Genomic DNA, 19,096 nt, shown 5'->3' with positions numbered 1-19,096 from the left:
CCCTGGAGCGGTTATCAGTCATCGTTCCGCTCTTGAGGGGACTGTGTCTCCTGCGGGAAAATTGCATTTAAGTGTGCCTGGAACGGTTGCTCCCGTACGTAAACTGCCTGGACTGGAAATACGGCTTTGGAAAGGGCCTGAGGCGCAAGCAAGCGACACGGAGATTGCAGGTGGCGATGGCAAGACAGGTTTGTATATGGCCAGTCAGCCGCGGGCGGTGCTCGAGAATTTTCAGATCGCACGGGCACGGGCGGATGATGAATCCAAAACGCTTTCCGCCGAGGAGTTGGAAGCATGGTTCGACCGTCAGCTCAGTCGTCTGGGGAGCGAATGGTTGGAGGATTTGTTGAGTCAAGCCGGTGCCCTGGCCGAGAGGTTTGAATGGAACAGGGAATACACCGCATTACAGGAATTTTCAAAAGCGATCACAGGAAAAGCTTCGGCTTATCAGTTAAAGAGTGATGTGGCGGCGGCAAGGGCAAGCGGAAGGCCTTACGATCCTGAACGGCTACAGCTGTTTGCAGAGCTGCATGCCCGGTTGGCGGCAGAACTGTTTTCCGAGCTTTCCGCCCCACCCATAGAAGAGTTTGAAACCAGGGCTTTCTGGGAGGCCTACTTTTCAAACTATATCGAGGGTACGCGGTTTCCGGTAGACGAAGCCCACGATATAATCATGGAGACCGATGCGGCCAAGGCGATACAGAGAAAACGTCCCGAGGATGCCCACGATATCCTGGAAACTTACAGGCTTATTGTTGATCCCAATGTAAGCGGCAAGGTGGCATCCAGTTCGCAGGAATATATCGAATTGATCAAAGTGCGTCATGCCCGCATGATGGCATCCAGGCCGGGCGTGAATCCGGGAGTTTTCAAGGAACTCAACAATGAAGTGGGATCACGGGTATTTGTGAGGCCGGAGCTGGTCGCGGAAACCCTATCCCGTGCTTGGGCAATGAGTGGAAGCCTCAAATCAGCTACAGCCAGAGCCTTCTTTATGCTATTTGTCGTAGCAGAGGTGCACCCGTTCCAAGATGGTAATGGACGAATTTCCAGGTTGGGAATGAATGCCATTCTGGAAGAGGGCGCAAAGATGAGATTGCTCATACCGACATCATTCCGCGTGGACTACCTCACCGTTTTGGAGGCGCTTACGATCAATGAAAAAATGGAGCCCTATGTTAGGTTTGCTCATAAACTTATAGAGCTGAATAGCAGAATGCCGATGGGTAGCTTTGAGGAATCTCACAACTATTTTAGAAAATCAGGAGCCCTTGATGATCCTGGTCAAGCAAACTTCGATCTTCGACCCTTGTTACAATAACGATTTCTTTATTTAGGTTCTTCCATGTCAATTGCCCACATATAACGCCGTTTAGAAAAGCATTATCCGATAGACTAGCCAAATTCTCTAACACGCCTTTAGCCCCTTATATTTTTAAACTCATGTCAGAAAAACGAATACAAAGCAGTCTTCAGGATCTGTTTCTCAAGAACCGCATCATTTTCTGGTATGATGCGGACCAAGAATGGAGAGCGGTCTTTGAGATCTAGAATAAAGGGTCAATCCAATACTTATGGGGCAGCCGACGGGGTCATATCTTCATTATTGACAGAATTCTTGGGGGATCTTCTTTCTTTTGCTTGGCGTGGAAGTTGTGGGTTGTACCTCGCGACGTCATCTATATCCTGAAGCTTGTTATCTCGTTATTGACCTTGGGTAATTACCAGCTCGAGATCTTTTTAGCCAAGGCTGAGGTGATTGAAACAACGATCGGTCTGGTTCATAAACGTGCTGTGTCAGCCGATAACGTTCAGTGAGTAATGGTAGGTCGGTCAAATGATAGTCGATGGAACAGCCTACTTTGGTGAGTAAGTTTGCTCAAAGATTGGAGTTAAGCAATGGGGAGTTGTTGGATAAAAAGGAATCAATCTTGTCAATTATGGAGATATGACCCCTCCTTGGCCCCTTGGTATCGATGGACGGATCGAAACGGGCATTTCGGTCGACGTCCGTAAATACAATCACGTTCGGTGAACAGGTAACGATGATGCGATTATCGAGAACCGACAAACCCATCGGCGCTACCAGATCTTTGTCTTGAACAAACACATGGGAGGCATCTGCTCGGCCGTCATGATCGGTGTCCTCCAAGACCATGACCCTGTCACCATCCTTATGCCAAAGATTAACTTCACCCTCATTGCGAAAGGATCGGTAGTTAACCGCTTCTGTAACCCAGATTCGCCCCTGCACATCGGTATCCATATTGGTCGGGTTAAAAAACATGGGCGCTTGGGCCCACACCGTTGCTTCAATGTCATCGGCAATGAAGAATCGATCAACGGGAGTCGGTTCATTTGCAAAATTGGCGCAAGGGATGAGTAACGCGAAAAAGCGAATGGATAGTATCCAGAATCTGGTCATGGTATTTGGGTGTAAATTGGGGATTTTTTGGGGGGTTCTTAGAGTCACGGTCAATCGTGCGGATGAGGCATCCAATCTGTAAAAATACCTTTGGCATTCCTTTCGGCTTCCAGTTGCTGCCATTCGATAACTCCAACTCGATTGGCCCAAGCTGTGTATTTTGCCAGGAGTTCATCGCGTTTGTTTGGAAGTTCAGCCGATAAGTCATTCAACTCACAGCGATCCACCTCCATATCGTATAGCTCCCAATCGCTGCGATCCCATCGTTTAACCAACTTCCAGCTACCCTCCCGGTAAGCACAATTCCCCTCATGCTCCCAAGCTAATGGTGGTCGGACCGTCTCCTTCGATTGAAAGCTATCCTTCAAACTGTTTCCTTCACAGGGAAGAATGGCCAAGCCCTCGCGTTGCTCCGGCCAATCAACTTCTGCCACATCAACAATGGTCGCCATTATATCCATTAACTGACCCGTTTGATGTCGCAATTTCCCTTGATCCGAAATGCCGTTTGGCCAATGAACAATCAAGGGTGTCGCTATACCACCTTCGTGCACAAAATGTTTGTACTCGCGAAAGGGCGTATTGGAAAGGTTTGCCCAGGCTACACCATAACTTTGAAAAGTAGTCTCATCGCCGGGCGGAACCGCCGGGTCATTCCCATGCCTCATCAAACGCCCGTCTCTGGTATGTGTCCTGGCAGTAAGCGGTTTGGCACGTCCTTCTCCTGCCGGTTTATCGTAAGGGTAAAATGTTTCAAATATCTCCTCCGCACAGGCACCGTTGTCGGATAAGAAAAAGACCAGCGTATTGTCCATCTGCTCCAATTTCTCGATCGTGTCCAATACTCTGCCGATCCCACGATCCATCGATTCCACTTGAGCGGCATAAACCTCCATTCGACGTTGTTGCCAGTCCTTATCGGGAGTATCCGCCCACGCTGGCTGCGAAGAATCCCGGACAGTTAAGCTTGTATCTGGCTTTACGATACCCATATCAATCATCCGTTTCAAACGCCGCTCGCGAAGTTCATCCCATCCATCCTTGAATCGGCCTTTACATTTTTCAATATCCTGAGGCGTTGCCTGCAATGGCCAATGAGGAGCTGTGTAGGAAAGGAAAAGAAAGAAGGGATCCTCCGATTTCTCCCGCTGATGATCTTCGATAAAACCACAGGCATTGCTGGATATATCATCCGTAAAGTAATAGTCAGGATCATGAGGAGCTTTGATATTCTCATTATCGCGGGTCAGAGTCTGAGGATCGTAGTATGTGGCTGCCCCTCCCGTAATGCCATAGAAGCGATCAAACCCTCGTGAACGTGGCCAGTTGGAGAAGTCGCCTTGTTCCGGCAATAGCTGTTTACACACGTGCCACTTCCCAGAGAGGTAGGTTCCGTATCCGCCAGTCTTCAATACCTCGGCAATGGTTACGCATTGTTTGGACAGGTCTCCCCGATATCCATCACGATCATCGTCAAAATGCGCCATGTGCCCCATCCCCACCTGATGCGGATTCATTCCCGTCAACAGGCTGGCTCTCGTCGGACAACACCGGGCGGTGTTGTAAAATTGCGTGTAGCGTAAACCCCTTTCGGCAAGTCGATTGAGGTTAGGCGTATCCATTTCTCCTCCATAACAACCGATGTCGGAATAGCCCATATCATCGGCAAGGATTAGAACAATGTTTGGTTGCTGCATAAGAGTTAAAGACAGGAATTATTAGTGGACAAGCAGTTGATGTCACCTTCGAATATCAGGAGTCAACGGAACCCCAATTATTTAAATTTCCCGATGGGCTCAATCGCTCGAACAAAGGAAAAAATGCAAATCAATATGAGTATCAAACAGAAAACAGGTGTAGCCATACTGTTAATCTCGACACCCTCAATCTTTGCTCAAGAGCCAGTTGGTCATAGTCTTAGTAAAGCAAAAAGCGTCGATGGAAACTTTATCAGCTGGAAAGAACATATTATAGACGATCCTACGATTGCGGGCTTCAACTTGAATGGCAGTGATGGCTTGGTAATGGGTGACATCGACGGAGATGGTTTTGAGGACATTGTATCTGTCCATGAATTCGACTCAGGCTATGACTCCGCTGCTTACGATCCAAACCATAAACCGGTAATCGAAGGTCATGTGCGAATCGCTTTTGGTTCTGCTTACCCCGATTCTTGGACCAATATTACTTTGGCAGAAGGCACGGATACTCCTGCACCAGAAGATGCTGCCGTTGCGGACGTCAATGGAGATAGTTTTCTGGACGTGATCGTGGCAGCCGAACAATCGCATTTACTTTACTTACAAAATCCTGGGCAAAAAATTCGCTCTGAAAGTTGGCCTCAACTCATTCTCCCCATGACAAAGGGTCGCGGCTCTTTTATCCGGGTGTTCTTTGGAGATTTCAATGGCGACGGCGTCCCGGAAGTAGCAGCTGCAAACAAAGGTGCCCAAATGCCTGGTCCCGAGGACTATGCCAGGAAAACCGCTGTTTCTCTTTATCAGGTGAAGGGAGATCCTCTCACAGGAAGCAGCTGGCATGAGATTGAACTGGGACGCTACAGCGTTCCACAAAACTCCGAACCGGTGGATCTGGATGGAGATGGTGACCTCGATATCGTCATCGGTTCACGTGGAGAAGGTCGGCTGGTAATTTTTGAAAACCTGGGCAAAAAGGACATTCAATTCAAGGAACATGCGATCGCCCTGGATAATTCAAAGATGTCTGGATTTAACCTGGAATATGCAGATCTCAATCACGACGGTCGATTGGATATTATAGGTGCTTCTCTGGGGGGTCTGGGTTGGATTGAACAACCGGAAAACATGGATGAGCTGTGGAAGTTTCATTTCATCGGTACCTTCAAACCGGATTCCATAACCGGTTTGGAAATTGCAGATATCGATGGGGACGGTGATACAGATATTATTTCAGGTAGTTACAGCAAAGGGACGCGGACGGGTGACGACGGGGATATGACTGTAAATGACCCCCTGGGCCGTATCGGCTGGTTTGAAAATCCGGGCGATGTCACAGCAGCCTGGACTCGGCACGATATCTCCCGACGCAAACGGGGTATGTTTGATAAGTTTATTGCACGGGATATTGATAAGGACGGAGATATCGATTTCGTGGGTACACGAGGAAACAGCTCTCCCTACGATGGAGTTTATTGGATCGAACAAGTCCGTTCCAAAACAGCCGGCCCCAGTTTTGTTCCCGCTCGAAATGGTGAAAGCCCGGAGATGCCGTTGCCGTAGAGGGGGGAAAGAGAATGATTTTTTGTGCACACAAATACTTTTAATCAGCCTAGCTCCTATCGCTTTATTGTAAGTCGGGCGTGGCCGATCATTTTGGCCAATTCGGCGACCCCGCTACTGGGATTAACGGATACCGCCGTTATAGGAAGAACAGGAGCTGTAGCTTCATTGGGCGCAGTTGCAATTGGATCATTGATCTTCAGTTTTGTTTATTGGACATTTGGATTCTTGCGTATGGGAACCACCGGTTTTGTTGCTCAAGCCCATGGGGCAGATAACGAGCTCGAGGTGAGAACGGCAATAGGACGCCCCATCCTGATAGGTGTCGTCATTGGACTGGCACTGATTGTCCTCCAGGTTCCGATTTTCAACTTGGCGTTGTATATACTCGAAGGAAGCGAGGAGGTGGAGGCCATTGCCGCTCCCTACCTTAAGCTGCGTATCTGGGGAGCTCCCGCTGCACTTGCATCCTATGCTATTATGGGGGGGCTCATAGGTCTTGGTCGATCGAGAACCTTGCTGGCTATTCAAGTGGTCTTGAACGCAATAAATATAAGCCTGGATGTGCTTCTTGCCGGATACTTTGGAATGGGTGTAAAAGGGATCGCACTTGGCACGATGATCGCTGAATGGACAGCGGCTTTATTGGCGCTTTTTCTGATTATCCGTATCTTGCGTGAACGTTACCCGGGAGGCGGAAGTTTTTGGGACTGGCGTCAAATCTTCGACTCACGGCTTCTAGCCAAGACGTTTGGAGTTCATTTCAACATAATGATCCGGACCCTGTGTCTTTTGTTTGGATTTGGATGGTTTACTCATCAAGGCGCTCGACTGGGCGATGTGCCATTGGCCGCCAATCACATACTGCTGCAGTTCATTTCCTTCAGCGCGTTTTTCCTCGATGGAATCGCGTATGCGACAGAAGCACTCGTTGGAGCTGCAGCTGGCGCTCGACGCATTGACGTATTTAACATATTGGTACGACGAACCGGTATATTGGCAGGAATTACCGCGCTCTTTTTAGCTGTCGGTTTTCTTTCACTGGGTGGAGTAATAGTGAACCTATTGACCGACCTGGAACAAGTCAGGCACGCCGCCATTGCAACTCTCCCTTTTGCAGCCGCTTATATTTTAGTATCCTTCGTAACATTCCAACTCGATGGGATATTCATCGGCGTGACTCGAACCCGTGACATGCGCAACGCGGCGATTGGCTCCCTCGCCATCTATTTAGCAATCGGCATTCCTCTCACAACACACTACGGTATCACCGGTCTCTGGATTGCGTTCATAAGCTACATCCTGGCTCGAGCCGCCACACTGGGAGTCCTTTATCCAAGACTTAAAAGATCGATTGCTTAAGTATGTCCCAAACGCGTATTGAAACCCTAAATAAATGTAGGAGTAGCTGCTTTAGCTGCGATTAGAATATCCACGAAGCTTCGATTCGCAGCTAAAGCAGCTCCTGCCTAAATCCAAAACCTACAACCTAACCCACCGATTTAATTTCCCAACCCTTTCGGTATTTTCGGGAAACAAACGCATTGGCCTCTTTGAGATTCGTGAACTTAAGCCCCGGACCATCCCAAATAAGGGTTTCACCAACAAAGCGACTGGCAATGTTGCCAAGTTGCACGGCCTCGGTCAGTGGGCCACCATAATCAAAACCGTCACTGGGTTGACGTCCAGAAATGCAACCATCGATAAAGCCGTGATAGTGATTGAGGTCATCGGCAATTTCGATACTGCCTTCAGGATAATTTTCCTCTGGATAAAAGCGTGGTATGTCATAATGCGGAAGCACCAACGTACCAATTTCACCAATGATTAGAGAGCCGCTTCTTGGAAGCGCAGTCGTCTCAGGTACATGAGAACCTGCCTGGGTCGGTTGAAGCCCACCGTTATACCAGGTTATGCGCAGCATCTCCTTATCCGTGTATTCTGTTCCGGGAAAAAGATAATGAACGGTAGATTGAGCCGGCCAGACTTCATCGTTCATTCCGGTGTGCTCCGCCTTTACTTCGGTAGGAGCTCCGATAATATTCAAAGCGGTAAAAACAGGATCCAAAATATGGCAACCAAAGTCGCCCAATGCACCACTGCCGAAATCCTGCCAGTCACGCCAACCCCATGGATGGTAGATGCGGTCGCCGCCATAAGGACGCTTGGGTGCCACACCTAGCCAGAGATCCCAATCGAGTGTTGTTGGAATCGTCGGCCTATTTTTCGGACGATCAATGAGTCCTGAACGACCATGCCCCGCTGCATTGACCCAGGAATGAACGCGTTTTACTTTTCCAATCTTTCCAGACTGAATGGCGCGAACAGCAGTTCGATAGGTAGTGTGAGAATGGATCTGGTTTCCCATGCGCGTAATCACCTTCGACTTCGCAGCCTGCAGAGCCATTTGTCGTGCTTCCCATACCGTATGAGTCAGCGGCTTTTGACAATGGACATGCTTACCACGACGCATGGCATCGAGGGCGATATAGGCGTGCATGTGATCGGGAGTAGAAACGGTAACTGCGTCAATCTTATCCCCTATTTTTTCAAACATTTCGCGCCAATCCTGAAACACCTCAGCATCTGGTTTCAGTTCTAACGCCTTAGCCGTAAGGGCGAGATCGACATCGCAAAACGCAACATGTACGGCACCCGCATGATCCGCCATCTCGGAAATGTCCGAGTAGCCCTTGCCATCGGAACCGATCGATGCGAGCTGAAGTTTGGAGTTGAGATTACTGCCACGGACAATGGCCGGAGCAGCCACGACAAAGGCTACAGAAGTTTTAAGAAAGCGGCGACGTGTTGTTTTCATAGGAGTAGAATTAGAGATTATAAATTCAGAGTAACCGTTGTCAGGAGGAAGTGAAGGCTTAATAAAATTCCCTTTATTTTCAGTTTCCTTCATAAAGCGGATTGGGTCGCATGGGATCCGCACCTACCGCTTCGCGCCAGGCATCGAGTTCGGCCAGAAGTTGGCGGACCGTACCCGGTTGCGTAAGCGCCAGATTGTTTTGCTCACTAATGTCTTCCGCCAGGTTATACAATTCCAGTTCCCCGGTCTCATACTTTTCAATCAGCTTCCAATCACCTTTGCGAATGACCCCGGAAGGAAAACTTTGCGGATGCTGGTTGTAATGCGGATAGTGCCAAAACAGGGCCGCTCGTTCTATCCGGCCCTGGTCATTTAAGACAGGTGTTAAATCCACTCCATCCATGTGCTGTTGAGGACGCTTGGGTAAACCGGTTGCACCTAGAATGGTGGGATAAAAGTCATTACTTATAATGGGCACATGCGAAACGGATCCGGGTTTCGTCACACCCGGCCATTTGATAATAACAGGCACCCGCAGACCACCCTCGTAGTTTGACCCTTTGTTGGCTCTCAGAGGCGAATTGTCGGTAGCCTTGGCGAAGCCACCGTTGTCACTGGTGAAGATGACAAGCGTGTCTTTTTCCAGGCCCAACTCTCGCAGTGTCCTCACGATCCGCCCTACGCTCTCATCCACACTCTCAACCATGGCCGCATACTTCGGATCTCCCTGACGTTTGGCATCGGCAATTTTTTCGTATTTGGCCACTTTTTCAGGTTTTCCCTGAAGGGGAGTATGCACAGCGTAGTGGGACATCATCAGGAAAAAAGGATGGACGGCATTTGCCCGGATAAAAGCCTCTCCTTCCTCGGCCAGGCGATCAACCAGGTAATCACCCTCTTTTCCAGGAAGAATAGATTCTTTGAAAACTTTCAGTTTGGTGGTGGGAATCGTCCAACTGCCTTCATAGGGATACCAATAGCTGCCCGGATTTCCGTAGTCGCGACCAGCGACATTTATATCAAATCCCTGATGTTCAGGATAGTAATAGGGCAACGGTCCTAAATGCCACTTCCCCATAAATGCAGTTTTATAACCACCCTCTCGTAACGCCTCCGCAATCGTAAATTCCTCTAAAGGCAAATTGGAAAGATATCGCGCCTCTTGAAGCTTGTTCTTCTTCGCATCCCAACGTCCGGACGGAAGCCATTGCGTTAATAACAATCGAGCCGGGTTCTTTCCGGTCATCACAGCCGCCCGGGTCGGAGAACACACATTGCAAGCTGCATAACCATTGGTGAAGCGCATGCCATCCGCGGTCAACTGGTCGATGTTCGGTGTCTGGTAATAGTCGCTGCCATTGGCCCCTATGTCCATCCACCCCAGATCGTCGATAAGGAAGAAAACGACGTTGAGCGGTTTTCCCACGCAGGGGAAACAAGAGAGAAAATTGATTATTCCGAAAAGAAGGGTCCCCTTGGAAAAAAACCTAACAATAGAAACCAGAAAATACATTTCACTATTTCAGCAAAAAGAATAGGAAGGTCAATATGCCAATACACAATTGGAAGCATTCCTGAAACACCTGGAAAAAGACTACTCCACCCGAACCACCAATAAATTACCTCCACAGTGCAAATCCTTTAGACACAAAACCAAAATCACCTCATCTTTGATTCCATGCTATTTATGAGTACGACCCATTATGGTCTCAAACGATTATCGGAAATAGTTCCGGCTAATTTGGATCTGAGGCTAAACATCCCTCTCCCATCCGAATAAAGCCCCTTTCAATTGAACCCAGCATTCGAATACTTAAAACCATGAAACCAACTTGTTGGAGCCTGATCTTCATTGTTGCGCTTGTCGTCTCTTGCGCTGTCAAAACGTCAGGTGAAACAAAGCCCAATGTCCTTATGATCTCAGTAGACGACATGCGGGACTGGACAAATTTTCTCGGTGGATACGAGGGCGAGGTATACACTCCCCATATGGACCGGTTGGCAGAAAAGGGAATCAATTTCACCAACGCCCATTGCCCTTCCCCTGTTTGTAATCCCAGCCGCACCGCGGTTATGACCGGCCTTATGCCGTCCACGACTGGCGTGTATAACAATGGTCAATGGCTGCGACCCAACCAGCCGGATATTACTACCATGCCTAAATTCTTTTTGCAGAACGGCTACCGTGTCGTGGGCAGCGGGAAGAGTTTTCATCACACCGCCGGAAATAATCCACCTGACCAATGGCACGCGTACAGGCGTATCCCCTGGAACGATTTTCCCTGGACGCGCAGCAATAAACTTAACTACCCTTGGACGGAATGGAAGCCACCTCCCCCGGAATATCCATTCAGCAAAGTCGACCACCTGCGCGGTCGCGATGAGCGAGACTGGGGCATCTTGCCTCGAGATGAAAACGTTTACGACGACGTGGTGGTGGTTGATTACGCTATCGAGTTTTTGCAAACTCACAAAAGTGACCAGCCCTTCTTTCTATCCGTCGGAACGTTCCACCCTCACCTTCCTTGGTATGTTCCAAAACGATTTCACGATCTTTATGCGGACAAGGAAATAAAATTGCCGGAAGTCCCCGCCGATGATCTCGACGACGTACCACCCATTCCGCAACAATGGGCAGCAGCCGGGCGCGACGAAATGCAGGCGGCCAGGGATGCAGGAGAATGGGAAGAAGCCGTTCGTTGCTACCTGGCCAGTATTTCCTTCGCTGACGCACAGGTGGGCCGTATCCTCAAAGCTCTGGAAGAGTCACCCTACGCGAGTAACACCATCATAGCACTTTGGTCCGATCATGGCTTTCACCTGGGTGAAAAACATCATTGGATGAAATCGACCCTCTGGGAGGTAGCCACACGAGTCCCATTTATAATCTCAATTCCGGAAATGAAATCAGCCGGCCAACGTAGCAATCGTCCTGTCAACCTGGTCGATATGTTTCCTACCCTGCTAAGTCTCACCCATTTGAAAACAGATATTCCTTTCGACGGAAACGACCTTTCACCACTACTGGAAAATCCGGATTTGGAATGGCCTCACCCGAGCGTGATTGAGTTTGGAAACGGTAACGCAGCGGTTCGCGATGAGCGCTGGCGTTACATCCACTACTCCGACGGTGAAGAAGAACTTTATGACCACCATTCGGACCCCAATGAATGGCATAACTTACTTGCCCACGGCAGCCCAGAGAGCAAAAGAGATGCAAGTGATCCAATGTATCAGACGATCAAGGAAACGCTTTCCAAACACCTCCCCCAGGAATGGGTGCCCGATGCACTTCCCAAAGGAGCTTATAAATTTGATCCGGAGAACTGGACCTTCACCCACAAGGAAACAGGAGGAGTCGTCCACGGAACCAAGCAATGAAAAAGACACTTTTCCTCCTCCTATCATTTAAGCTACTACTCTCTCCATATCTGGAAGCCAAGGAATACGACGTCTGTGTCTATGGCGCAACATCTGGCGGAGTCGTGGCCGCATTGCAGGCTGATCGCATGGGAAAATCGGTTATATTACTCGAACCCTACCAACACGTTGGAGGATTAACCGCCAGTGGCCTAAGTGCATTGGACGTTGGGAACCCTGCGACTATTGGCGGTATTGCCCGCGAGTATTTTTCCAAACTTTCAGCGCGGTACGGCAAAGAGCTGAAATTTGATAACTACTTTGCCCACACAGGTGGTGATTTTGTCATAGAACCCAGCGGAGCAGAGAAACTGTTTCTGGAGTACATAGCGGAGAGCAACATCACCCTTCGTTATGATAAGAAAATCCACTCCGTACAAATGGATGAAACAAAACTTATATCCATCACCATGGTCGATGGTTCCTACTACCATGCAAGTGTCTTTATAGATGCCACCTACGAAGGTGATCTTATGGCCGTAGCAGGCGTAAGCTATACAACAAAACGTGAGGCCAACAGTCAGTTCGACGAAACAGGTAACGGATTTAGCCTAAAGAAGTATCAGCCATCGATTTATTGGGGAGTGCCTGGTGAGAACGGACGAAGGGCCGACCGCAAAGGAATCTGGGACCGCGACATTCCCATTTCCCCCTACGTGAATCCAACCGATAAAACCAGCGGATTACTTCCCACCATCAATCCCTACAACGGTGAACAAAACGGCGAAGAAGCACCGGGAGTACAAGCCTACTGTTTTCGGCTATGTATGACCAATGTTCCGGAAAACCGGATACCGATTTCCAAACCAACCAACTACGATCCCTGGAACTACGAAATCCAGCGACGCTTCATACAGGCCTGTCTCTTGCAAGGCGACGATATGGACATCCGCTGGTTTACCAAGCTGGATCCCCTGGTGAACGGTAAGTGGGATTTCAACACAGCCACATTCGGCTCCAACATTCCAGGACTCAGTTGGGACTGGCCCGATGCGGATTGGGATAGAAGGCAAGAACTATATGATTACCAACGCGACTACCACCTGGGACTGCTTTACTTCCTGGCAAACGATCCGGTCGTGCCCGGGAAGCTAAAAAAACAGGTCCGTGAATTCGGACTCTGCAAGGATGAGTTTGTCGACAATGACGGTTGGCCATTCCAAATGTACGTCCGTGAAGCACGCCGAATGGTTTCGAATCTGGTGATGAATGAGAACCACTGCACCGGAAAACTCGTCGCTGAAAAACCGGTAGCGATGGCCTCCTATGGTTTGGACATTCATGAAATTCAGCGGATTGCCTATCAGGATATGATTGTCAGGGAAGGCAAGAGTCCGGCGAGCGTGAAGGTAATTCCCTACGGCATTGGCTACCACGCCATCGTTCCCAAGAAAGAAGAATGCACCAACCTACTCGTCACCTTCGCACTATCTGCGAGTCACGTGGCCTTTGGTTCCGTCCGGATGGAACCGACCTTTATGATGCTCAGCCAATCAGCGGCTACAGCTGCCTGTCTTGCAATCGACAAGAAGCAAAAAATACAGGACATCGACTATCCTACGCTCAGAGAAGCCATCTTAAAAGACGGTCAAATTCTTTCTTTGCCAATAAATTAGAAGACCCAATTTCGAGTTGATAGCCGACAGTTTTTGGTTCCTCCCTTTCGGACTGATACATACTAACGACAACCAAAAAAATATTTGGGGATGATTGACCTGTAAGGAGAGTGCACCAATGCTTAAAATCCTCGTTTCAATCAAACTCATGAAAAAAAATCTAGGAATCTTCTTTCTAATCAGCGTCTTGGCTAAGCTAACATTGGCAGCCGACAAGCCCAACATCGTTCTCCTTCTTAGTGATGATCAATCGTGGACGGACTACTCCTTCATGGGACATCCCGACGTCAGGACGCCGAACATCGACAAACTGGCGAGCGAGTCCGTAGCCTTTCCTCGGGGATATGTGCCGACCGCCTTGTGCCGTCCGTCACTCATGACCCTGGCAACCGGTCACTATGCCCACCGTCACGGCGTCACCGGGAACGACCCGTCACCCAAATACGCCGAAAGGGATTCGCCCCTTTATGACCAACGTCGGGCACAGCTCATTTCCTACATAGATGAATTCGATACTCTGCCTGAGCTACTTGGCGAGCAAGGTTACCTAAGCCACCAAAGTGGAAAATGGTGGGAAGGCAACTTCACTCGGGGCGGATTTACTCATGGCATGACTCGGGGATTTCCGCAAAAAGGGGGTCGGCACGGAGACGATGGACTCAAGATAGGTCGTGAAGGGCTTCAGGAAATTTATGACTTCGTGGATATGTCGATAGAAAAAGATAAACCGTTCTACCTCTGGTATGCGGCCTTTCTCCCACACACACCACACACACCTCCTGATCGATTACTCAATAAATACAAAGACCGGTTCCCAATCACAATAGCCAAATACTACGCCATGATCGAGTGGTGGGATGAAACTTGCGGAGACATAGTGGATTACCTGGAGAAAAAGAACATCCGCGACAACACGCTCATCATCTATGTCGGCGACAATGGCTGGATTCAGCACCCAGAGAAAAACGGTTACGACATGCGTTCCAAGCAAACGCCTTACGAAGGCGGAGTTCGCCAACCCACCATGTATTCCTGGCCTGACAAACTAAAACCGGCTCACCGTATGGACCTGGTGAACAGCATTGATATTTTTCCGACTGCACTCGCAGCTGCCGGTGCCCGACAACCCAAAATCAAGCTTCCTGGATTAAGTCTATTAGACTCGATGGAGAACGGTTCACCCATTCCACGTGACACCATCTTTGGAGAATCGTTCGCTCACGACATCGCCGACATTGAAAATCCGGAAGCTTCCCTGCTCTTTCGTTGGTGTATCCAAGGTGATTGGAAACTCCTCTTAACCTATGATGGCGAAGTGAACCGCTACCAATCAACTCATCCTCGAGAAGAAAAGCGACCCCAACTCTTTGACTTAAAAAATGACCCAAGCGAAATAACTAACCTGGCTGCGGAAAACCCAAGAGTTGTCGCACGCATGGCGAAAATGATTGAGGACTGGTACCCAGTCAAGGAACGCAAGGTACTCACAAAGTTCAATTGATTGCTGTGAGATGAAAAACTTTGGGATCTTCGTTTCGATTGGTTTACTAATTGGCCTCACTGGTCCGGCTCTTTATGCATCCGGCAAACCCAACGTGGTAATCCTCTTCGCTGACGACTCGGGCTACGCTGACTTCGGTTTCCAGGAAAGTGCGCGAGAAGATTTCAAACACCTGACGCCACACATTGATAGCATCGCAAACGCAGGCGCCAGGTTTACCAACGCTTATGTTACTGGTGCCGTCTGTTCGCCATCCCGAGCCGGTATGATGACCGGCCGTTACCAGGAGCGATTTGGGCATGAGACGAATTTACCTCCTGGCACTCAGAATGGACTTCCTCTCTCGGAAACCTTCGGAGTCAAGCGACTGCAGAAGATTGGCTATAAGACCGGGCTTATTGGAAAGTGGCATCTCGGCTATCCCGATGCGTTTCACCCGAATAAACGCGGCTACGATGAGTTCTACGGCCTCCTTCAGGGATCCCGTCCTTATTATCCCATGAAGAAAACAACGCGGGACCGAGTGATCCAGGATAACGGCACGCCCACCGAAGAAACCGGTTACGTAACCGATCGACTGGGTGACGCTGCCTGTGAATTTATTAAGGAGAATAAAGATCATCCGTTCTACCTGTTCCTGTCTTTCACCGCGCCTCATGGTCCCTTGGAGCCACGCAAAAGCAGTTACGACGCACAGCGCATCAAGCACATAAAACATGAACACCGCCGCAACTACGCGGGGCTCATCGTGGCTATGGATGACAATGTGGGCAAAGTTCTTAGCACGCTTGAGAATACGGGACTGAACGATAACACCATCGTCATTTTCACCAACGACAATGGAGGACCTGGCGGCAAAGACTCTACGAGCAATTATCCCCTACGTGGCTACAAAGGTGGCCTTTACGAAGGCGGCGTTCGAGTACCCTGGGCAATGGCCTGGCCCGGAATCATCGAGCCTGGTTCTGTCATCGATACTCCGGTGATAACCATGGACATCCTGCCAACTGTATTTGAAGCGGCCGGAGAACGAGTCGATCCGAACTGGGAACTAGATGGAAATAGTCTTTTGCCTCTATTTGGTGCCTCGCAAAATCCATTTCCTGAACGCACACTGCATTGGCGCCGCAGTGGTATCGAGGGTCCGATCTCACTACGCGACGGAGACTGGAAACTTTTGGCACGCAACACTCCCGATGGACAACCCGAACTTTACAATTTGGAAAACGATGTTGGGGAAACAACGAATGTTGCGAAAACGAATCCGAAAGTCCTAAAGCGGCTTCTCGAAAAAATGAATGCTTGGGAGAAGGAATTAGTTACCCCGCTTTGGGGTCCCGGGAGTCCTGGATATAAAGAACCATAGAAAAATGATTGTCCAATTACAAACTCGAGGGACTTATCTTCTGGCGCGGCTGAGTGGATTACTGGTGGCGATTTCATCATCGCTTTCAGCCGCAGATCTAAAAGTCGAACAAATCACACATGGCCCAGAGAACCATTTTTTTGGTTACATAGGCCATGTTCAAAATATTCCCTGGAACGAATCGGAGCGCTACATTCTAGCCATGCGTACTACGTTTCAGGATCACCTGCCCGAAGGCCATGAACCCGCGGATGTCATTTTGATCGATACGCATAACAACCATAAAGTTATCAAGATCGAAGAAACACGTGGCTGGAACCCTCAACAGGGCACCATGTTCTATTGGAATCCATTGAATCCGGACACTCAGTTCTTTTTTAATGATCGCGATCCAAAGACAGGGAAAGTCTTCACCGTCTTGTTTGATATAGAAACGAAGAAACGTGTTCATGAATTTCGTTTTGAGGATCACCCCATCGGCAATGGTGGAGTCATGCAGGAAGGCGGATGGTTCGCCGGCATCAACTATGCACGCATGGCACGACTGCGCGCAGTCACGGGATATAAAGGAGCCTGGGACTGGACCGAGGGTGTTTTACATCCAAAAGACGATGGTATCTTTAAAGTAAATACAGAGACAGGTGATCGTTCCCTGCTGGTTTCGTTTCACAAGATGGCTGAAGTTATTCGTGAAACTGAACCTCACATCGACGAGCTGGCTTTGTTTATCAACCATACTCTATGGAACCGGGAAGGAGACCGACTCTTCTTCTTTGCCCGGGCGGGATGGAGCGGAAACAAAGACTACCCGCGCATCAATGTGCCTTTCGTCATTAACGCGGACGGCACGGGTCTCAAACCTCTGAAGACCTTCTTCGGCGGCCACCCGGAATGGGATTACGGTCACCGCATGATTGGCGCAATTGACGGACGGCAAATCCTTTACGATGTCGATCGCGACCAGGTGATTGGCCAGCTGGGAAACCGGGAAATCTTTCCAGACCCCGAAGGAGACATCAGCCTCTCTCCCCAAGGGGACTGGTTTGTGAACGGACACAAGGAAAAGGAACAGGCCAAAAATTTCTACACCTTTTATCGACGTTCCGACGGAACGCACTTTCGTTCACAGGGCTTTGATATCGGCCCATGGCTATCCGGTGATCTCCGCCAGGATCCCTCACCTACCTGGAACCGCAGCGGTACCCAGATCCTGGTGCCGGGATTGGTCGGTGATGAAGAACCAACCAGGCAGTTGTTTGTGATTTCGCTACCTGGGAACGCCAAGCCATAGCTTGGCTTATTCCTTGCCGGGAGCGCTGAGCCCCAGCACGGCACCTTATTCATTACTGCCGAGCTGGGGCTCGGCGTTCCCAGGAGAAGCACTGGACCATTCCCATTGTTCAGGTGACTTACACAAACCTGCAGCCACCGGATTGTTGTGAATGTATTCAACAACACTCTTCAAATGGCTCTCATTCCTAATAAATCTGTCCCAATACTCCCTCATCCAGAATCGCTTCCCGGGAACGCTGAGCCCCAGCTCGGCATTTCTCTCCATCGCCCATCTCCCGGTAAAAGATTTCCACGATTGCACTATCTTCCCCAGCTTCTCCCGCGGCTCAATCACGACATGCACATGATTCGGCATCACGCACCAGGCAAGGAGGCGGTACCGTTCTCCATCAAATTTTAGCAAGGTGTCCTCAACAACCTTGCCAACCTCCGGATGCTTTAATGCACAACACCCCATTCCAGCGTCGAGCCAACCTTCAATCGTTTTCCTCTTGTACAAATCTCTTTCATCCTCTGCCATAACAACCAGCTGTTCTTCAAGCTGCTCTAATTTTTCTTGAGGCAATGAATCCGCCAGACGAAAGGTGATAGACTGAATCTTCTCCTTACTGTCGAAATGAGGAAGGTACCCACGCGAATACCACCTGGGAACGCTGAGCCCCAGCTCGGCTTCTTCATCATTCTTGCCGAGCTGGGGCTCGGCGTTCCCAGGGAGAGAATTCATCTTATTCAAGCTCCGCTTCCAACAGTTTTAAAAGCGCCTCCACATCGTTCTTAGTTCGCTCATAACGGCCGATTTCGATAGCCGATGTGAATTCGACGTCCTTTATGACCCAGTGAAATTCGGTATCCTTTTTCAAGCGATCGAAATTGATCATAGTTCGAAATCTCCCCTGTTCCACATGTTCGTCCGAAATGGTTAATGATTCAGGCCTTTTGGCTACTTTGAGAGTCTCGATACCTTCATAGAGTTTCAGCCCAGACCGGAGATCCATAAGCATAATTTCAATATTTTCATTTTCCCTACTAACTAGATCCGGGTAACGAAGTTCATACAGGTTGGTGATTGCCTCGCGGAGTTCGTCATTACGAATGAGATCCAGGCCTTTGGTTTTCAACAACTGATAACCGCTACTATTGTGATCAAACCGCGGATAAACCCTCAAATAATTCAAGTAATAACCAAAAGAGTCGTCGAAGGGTAAATCCTGTTCAATAATGTTAAGCAAGTCCTGGCAGGAATTTCTTTTGTCATGAAGAAGATCAAATCCGTGCTCAAAATCTTCAAGGTCCCCTTCAAGATTGGTGTATATCTCTCGCAAAATCTCTAGCTCGACCCTGTTCGAAAAGCCTTCCGGAAGGAAGGTTTTCTTTTTTTTGGTTCGTAGTTCAGGCTT

Annotated in this window: 14 protein-coding genes; 8 read left to right on the top strand and 6 right to left on the bottom strand. The window is 49.2% G+C overall.

Going from position 1 to position 19,096, the window contains the following annotated elements:
* The coding region (locus O3C43_20065; GenBank protein ID MDA1068788.1) for a Fic family protein at positions 1-1,321 on the top strand (1,321 nt) is incomplete at its 5' end.
* A gap of 558 nt (positions 1,322-1,879) precedes the next feature.
* Here the strand turns inward: O3C43_20065 and O3C43_20060 are convergent.
* Positions 1,880-2,425 carry a hypothetical protein gene (locus tag O3C43_20060; GenBank protein ID MDA1068787.1) on the bottom strand — a complete coding sequence of 182 codons (546 nt, stop codon included), beginning with the start codon at positions 2,423-2,425 and terminating at the stop codon, positions 1,880-1,882.
* 50 nt (positions 2,426-2,475) lie between these two features.
* Positions 2,476-4,122, bottom strand: coding sequence for an arylsulfatase (locus O3C43_20055; protein ID MDA1068786.1), 1,647 nt, complete (start codon positions 4,120-4,122; stop codon positions 2,476-2,478).
* Positions 4,123-4,257: 135 nt separating this feature from the next.
* On the opposite strand from O3C43_20055, the gene O3C43_20050 reads away from it, so the two are divergent.
* Entirely contained in the window at positions 4,258-5,685 is a 1,428-nt protein-coding gene (locus O3C43_20050; protein ID MDA1068785.1) for a VCBS repeat-containing protein, read from the top strand.
* 24 nt (positions 5,686-5,709) lie between these two features.
* Complete coding sequence (locus tag O3C43_20045) at positions 5,710-7,047, top strand: MATE family efflux transporter (GenBank protein MDA1068784.1); 1,338 nt, start codon at positions 5,710-5,712, stop codon at positions 7,045-7,047.
* 127 nt (positions 7,048-7,174) lie between these two features.
* Here the strand turns inward: O3C43_20045 and O3C43_20040 are convergent, their stop codons facing one another.
* Both O3C43_20040 and O3C43_20035 read right to left on the bottom strand, forming a co-directional pair.
* Entirely contained in the window at positions 7,175-8,503 is a 1,329-nt protein-coding gene (locus O3C43_20040; protein ID MDA1068783.1) for a Gfo/Idh/MocA family oxidoreductase, read from the bottom strand.
* A gap of 79 nt (positions 8,504-8,582) precedes the next feature.
* On the bottom strand, positions 8,583-9,929 hold the full coding sequence (locus tag O3C43_20035) for a sulfatase (GenBank protein MDA1068782.1): 1,347 nt from the start codon (positions 9,927-9,929) through the stop codon (positions 8,583-8,585).
* Positions 9,930-10,324: 395 nt separating this feature from the next.
* Between O3C43_20035 and O3C43_20030 the strand changes: the two genes are divergently transcribed.
* The 5 genes from O3C43_20030 (at position 10,325) to O3C43_20010 (ending at position 17,697) form a co-directional block, all read left to right on the top strand.
* Positions 10,325-11,884 (top strand): sulfatase, encoded by a 1,560-nt coding sequence (locus tag O3C43_20030; protein ID MDA1068781.1) that lies wholly within the window; start codon positions 10,325-10,327, stop codon positions 11,882-11,884.
* A complete protein-coding gene (locus tag O3C43_20025) occupies positions 11,881-13,539 on the top strand; it encodes an FAD-dependent oxidoreductase (GenBank protein MDA1068780.1) in 1,659 nt (552 codons plus the stop codon). Before O3C43_20030 ends, O3C43_20025 begins: the two co-directional genes overlap by 4 nt.
* 148 nt (positions 13,540-13,687) lie before the next feature.
* On the top strand, positions 13,688-15,040 hold the full coding sequence (locus tag O3C43_20020) for a sulfatase (GenBank protein MDA1068779.1): 1,353 nt from the start codon (positions 13,688-13,690) through the stop codon (positions 15,038-15,040).
* A gap of 10 nt (positions 15,041-15,050) precedes the next feature.
* Positions 15,051-16,406 (top strand): sulfatase-like hydrolase/transferase, encoded by a 1,356-nt coding sequence (locus O3C43_20015; GenBank protein ID MDA1068778.1) that lies wholly within the window; start codon positions 15,051-15,053, stop codon positions 16,404-16,406.
* 4 nt (positions 16,407-16,410) lie between these two features.
* Entirely contained in the window at positions 16,411-17,697 is a 1,287-nt protein-coding gene (locus O3C43_20010) for a hypothetical protein (protein ID MDA1068777.1), read from the top strand.
* 45 nt (positions 17,698-17,742) lie between these two features.
* On the opposite strand, the gene O3C43_20005 is transcribed toward O3C43_20010, so the two are convergent.
* Together O3C43_20005 and O3C43_20000 are read right to left on the bottom strand one after the other, a co-directional pair.
* The gene (locus O3C43_20005) at positions 17,743-18,423 is read right to left on the bottom strand and encodes a transposase (protein MDA1068776.1); all 681 of its coding nucleotides are present in this window, start codon (positions 18,421-18,423) and stop codon (positions 17,743-17,745) included.
* Between the two features lies 1 nt (position 18,424).
* Positions 18,425-19,096, bottom strand: a 672-nt coding sequence (locus O3C43_20000) for a hypothetical protein (GenBank protein ID MDA1068775.1), incomplete at its 5' end; no start/stop codon positions are given.

It is taken from the genome of Verrucomicrobiota bacterium (assembly GCA_027622555.1).
Lineage (GTDB): Bacteria > Verrucomicrobiota > Verrucomicrobiia > Opitutales > UBA2995 > UBA2995.
The sequence above is the reverse complement of the archived record's forward strand: the minus strand, read 5'-3'. Positions and strand labels throughout refer to the sequence as shown.

Excerpts from the sequence above, each read along its gene's own strand:
- O3C43_20060 (MDA1068787.1), bottom strand. The coding sequence starts at position 2,425 with ATGACCAGATTCTGGATACTATCCATTCGCTTTTTCGCGTTACTCATC.
- O3C43_20010 (MDA1068777.1), top strand. The coding sequence starts at position 16,411 with ATGATTGTCCAATTACAAACTCGAGGGACTTATCTTCTGGCGCGGCTG.
- O3C43_20005 (MDA1068776.1), bottom strand. The coding sequence starts at position 18,423 with ATGAATTCTCTCCCTGGGAACGCCGAGCCCCAGCTCGGCAAGAATGAT.
- O3C43_20020 (MDA1068779.1), top strand. The coding sequence starts at position 13,688 with ATGAAAAAAAATCTAGGAATCTTCTTTCTAATCAGCGTCTTGGCTAAG.
- O3C43_20050 (MDA1068785.1), top strand. The coding sequence starts at position 4,258 with ATGAGTATCAAACAGAAAACAGGTGTAGCCATACTGTTAATCTCGACA.
- O3C43_20015 (MDA1068778.1), top strand. The coding sequence starts at position 15,051 with ATGAAAAACTTTGGGATCTTCGTTTCGATTGGTTTACTAATTGGCCTC.
- O3C43_20025 (MDA1068780.1), top strand. The coding sequence starts at position 11,881 with ATGAAAAAGACACTTTTCCTCCTCCTATCATTTAAGCTACTACTCTCT.
- O3C43_20055 (MDA1068786.1), bottom strand. The coding sequence starts at position 4,122 with ATGCAGCAACCAAACATTGTTCTAATCCTTGCCGATGATATGGGCTAT.
- O3C43_20040 (MDA1068783.1), bottom strand. The coding sequence starts at position 8,503 with ATGAAAACAACACGTCGCCGCTTTCTTAAAACTTCTGTAGCCTTTGTC.
- O3C43_20030 (MDA1068781.1), top strand. The coding sequence starts at position 10,325 with ATGAAACCAACTTGTTGGAGCCTGATCTTCATTGTTGCGCTTGTCGTC.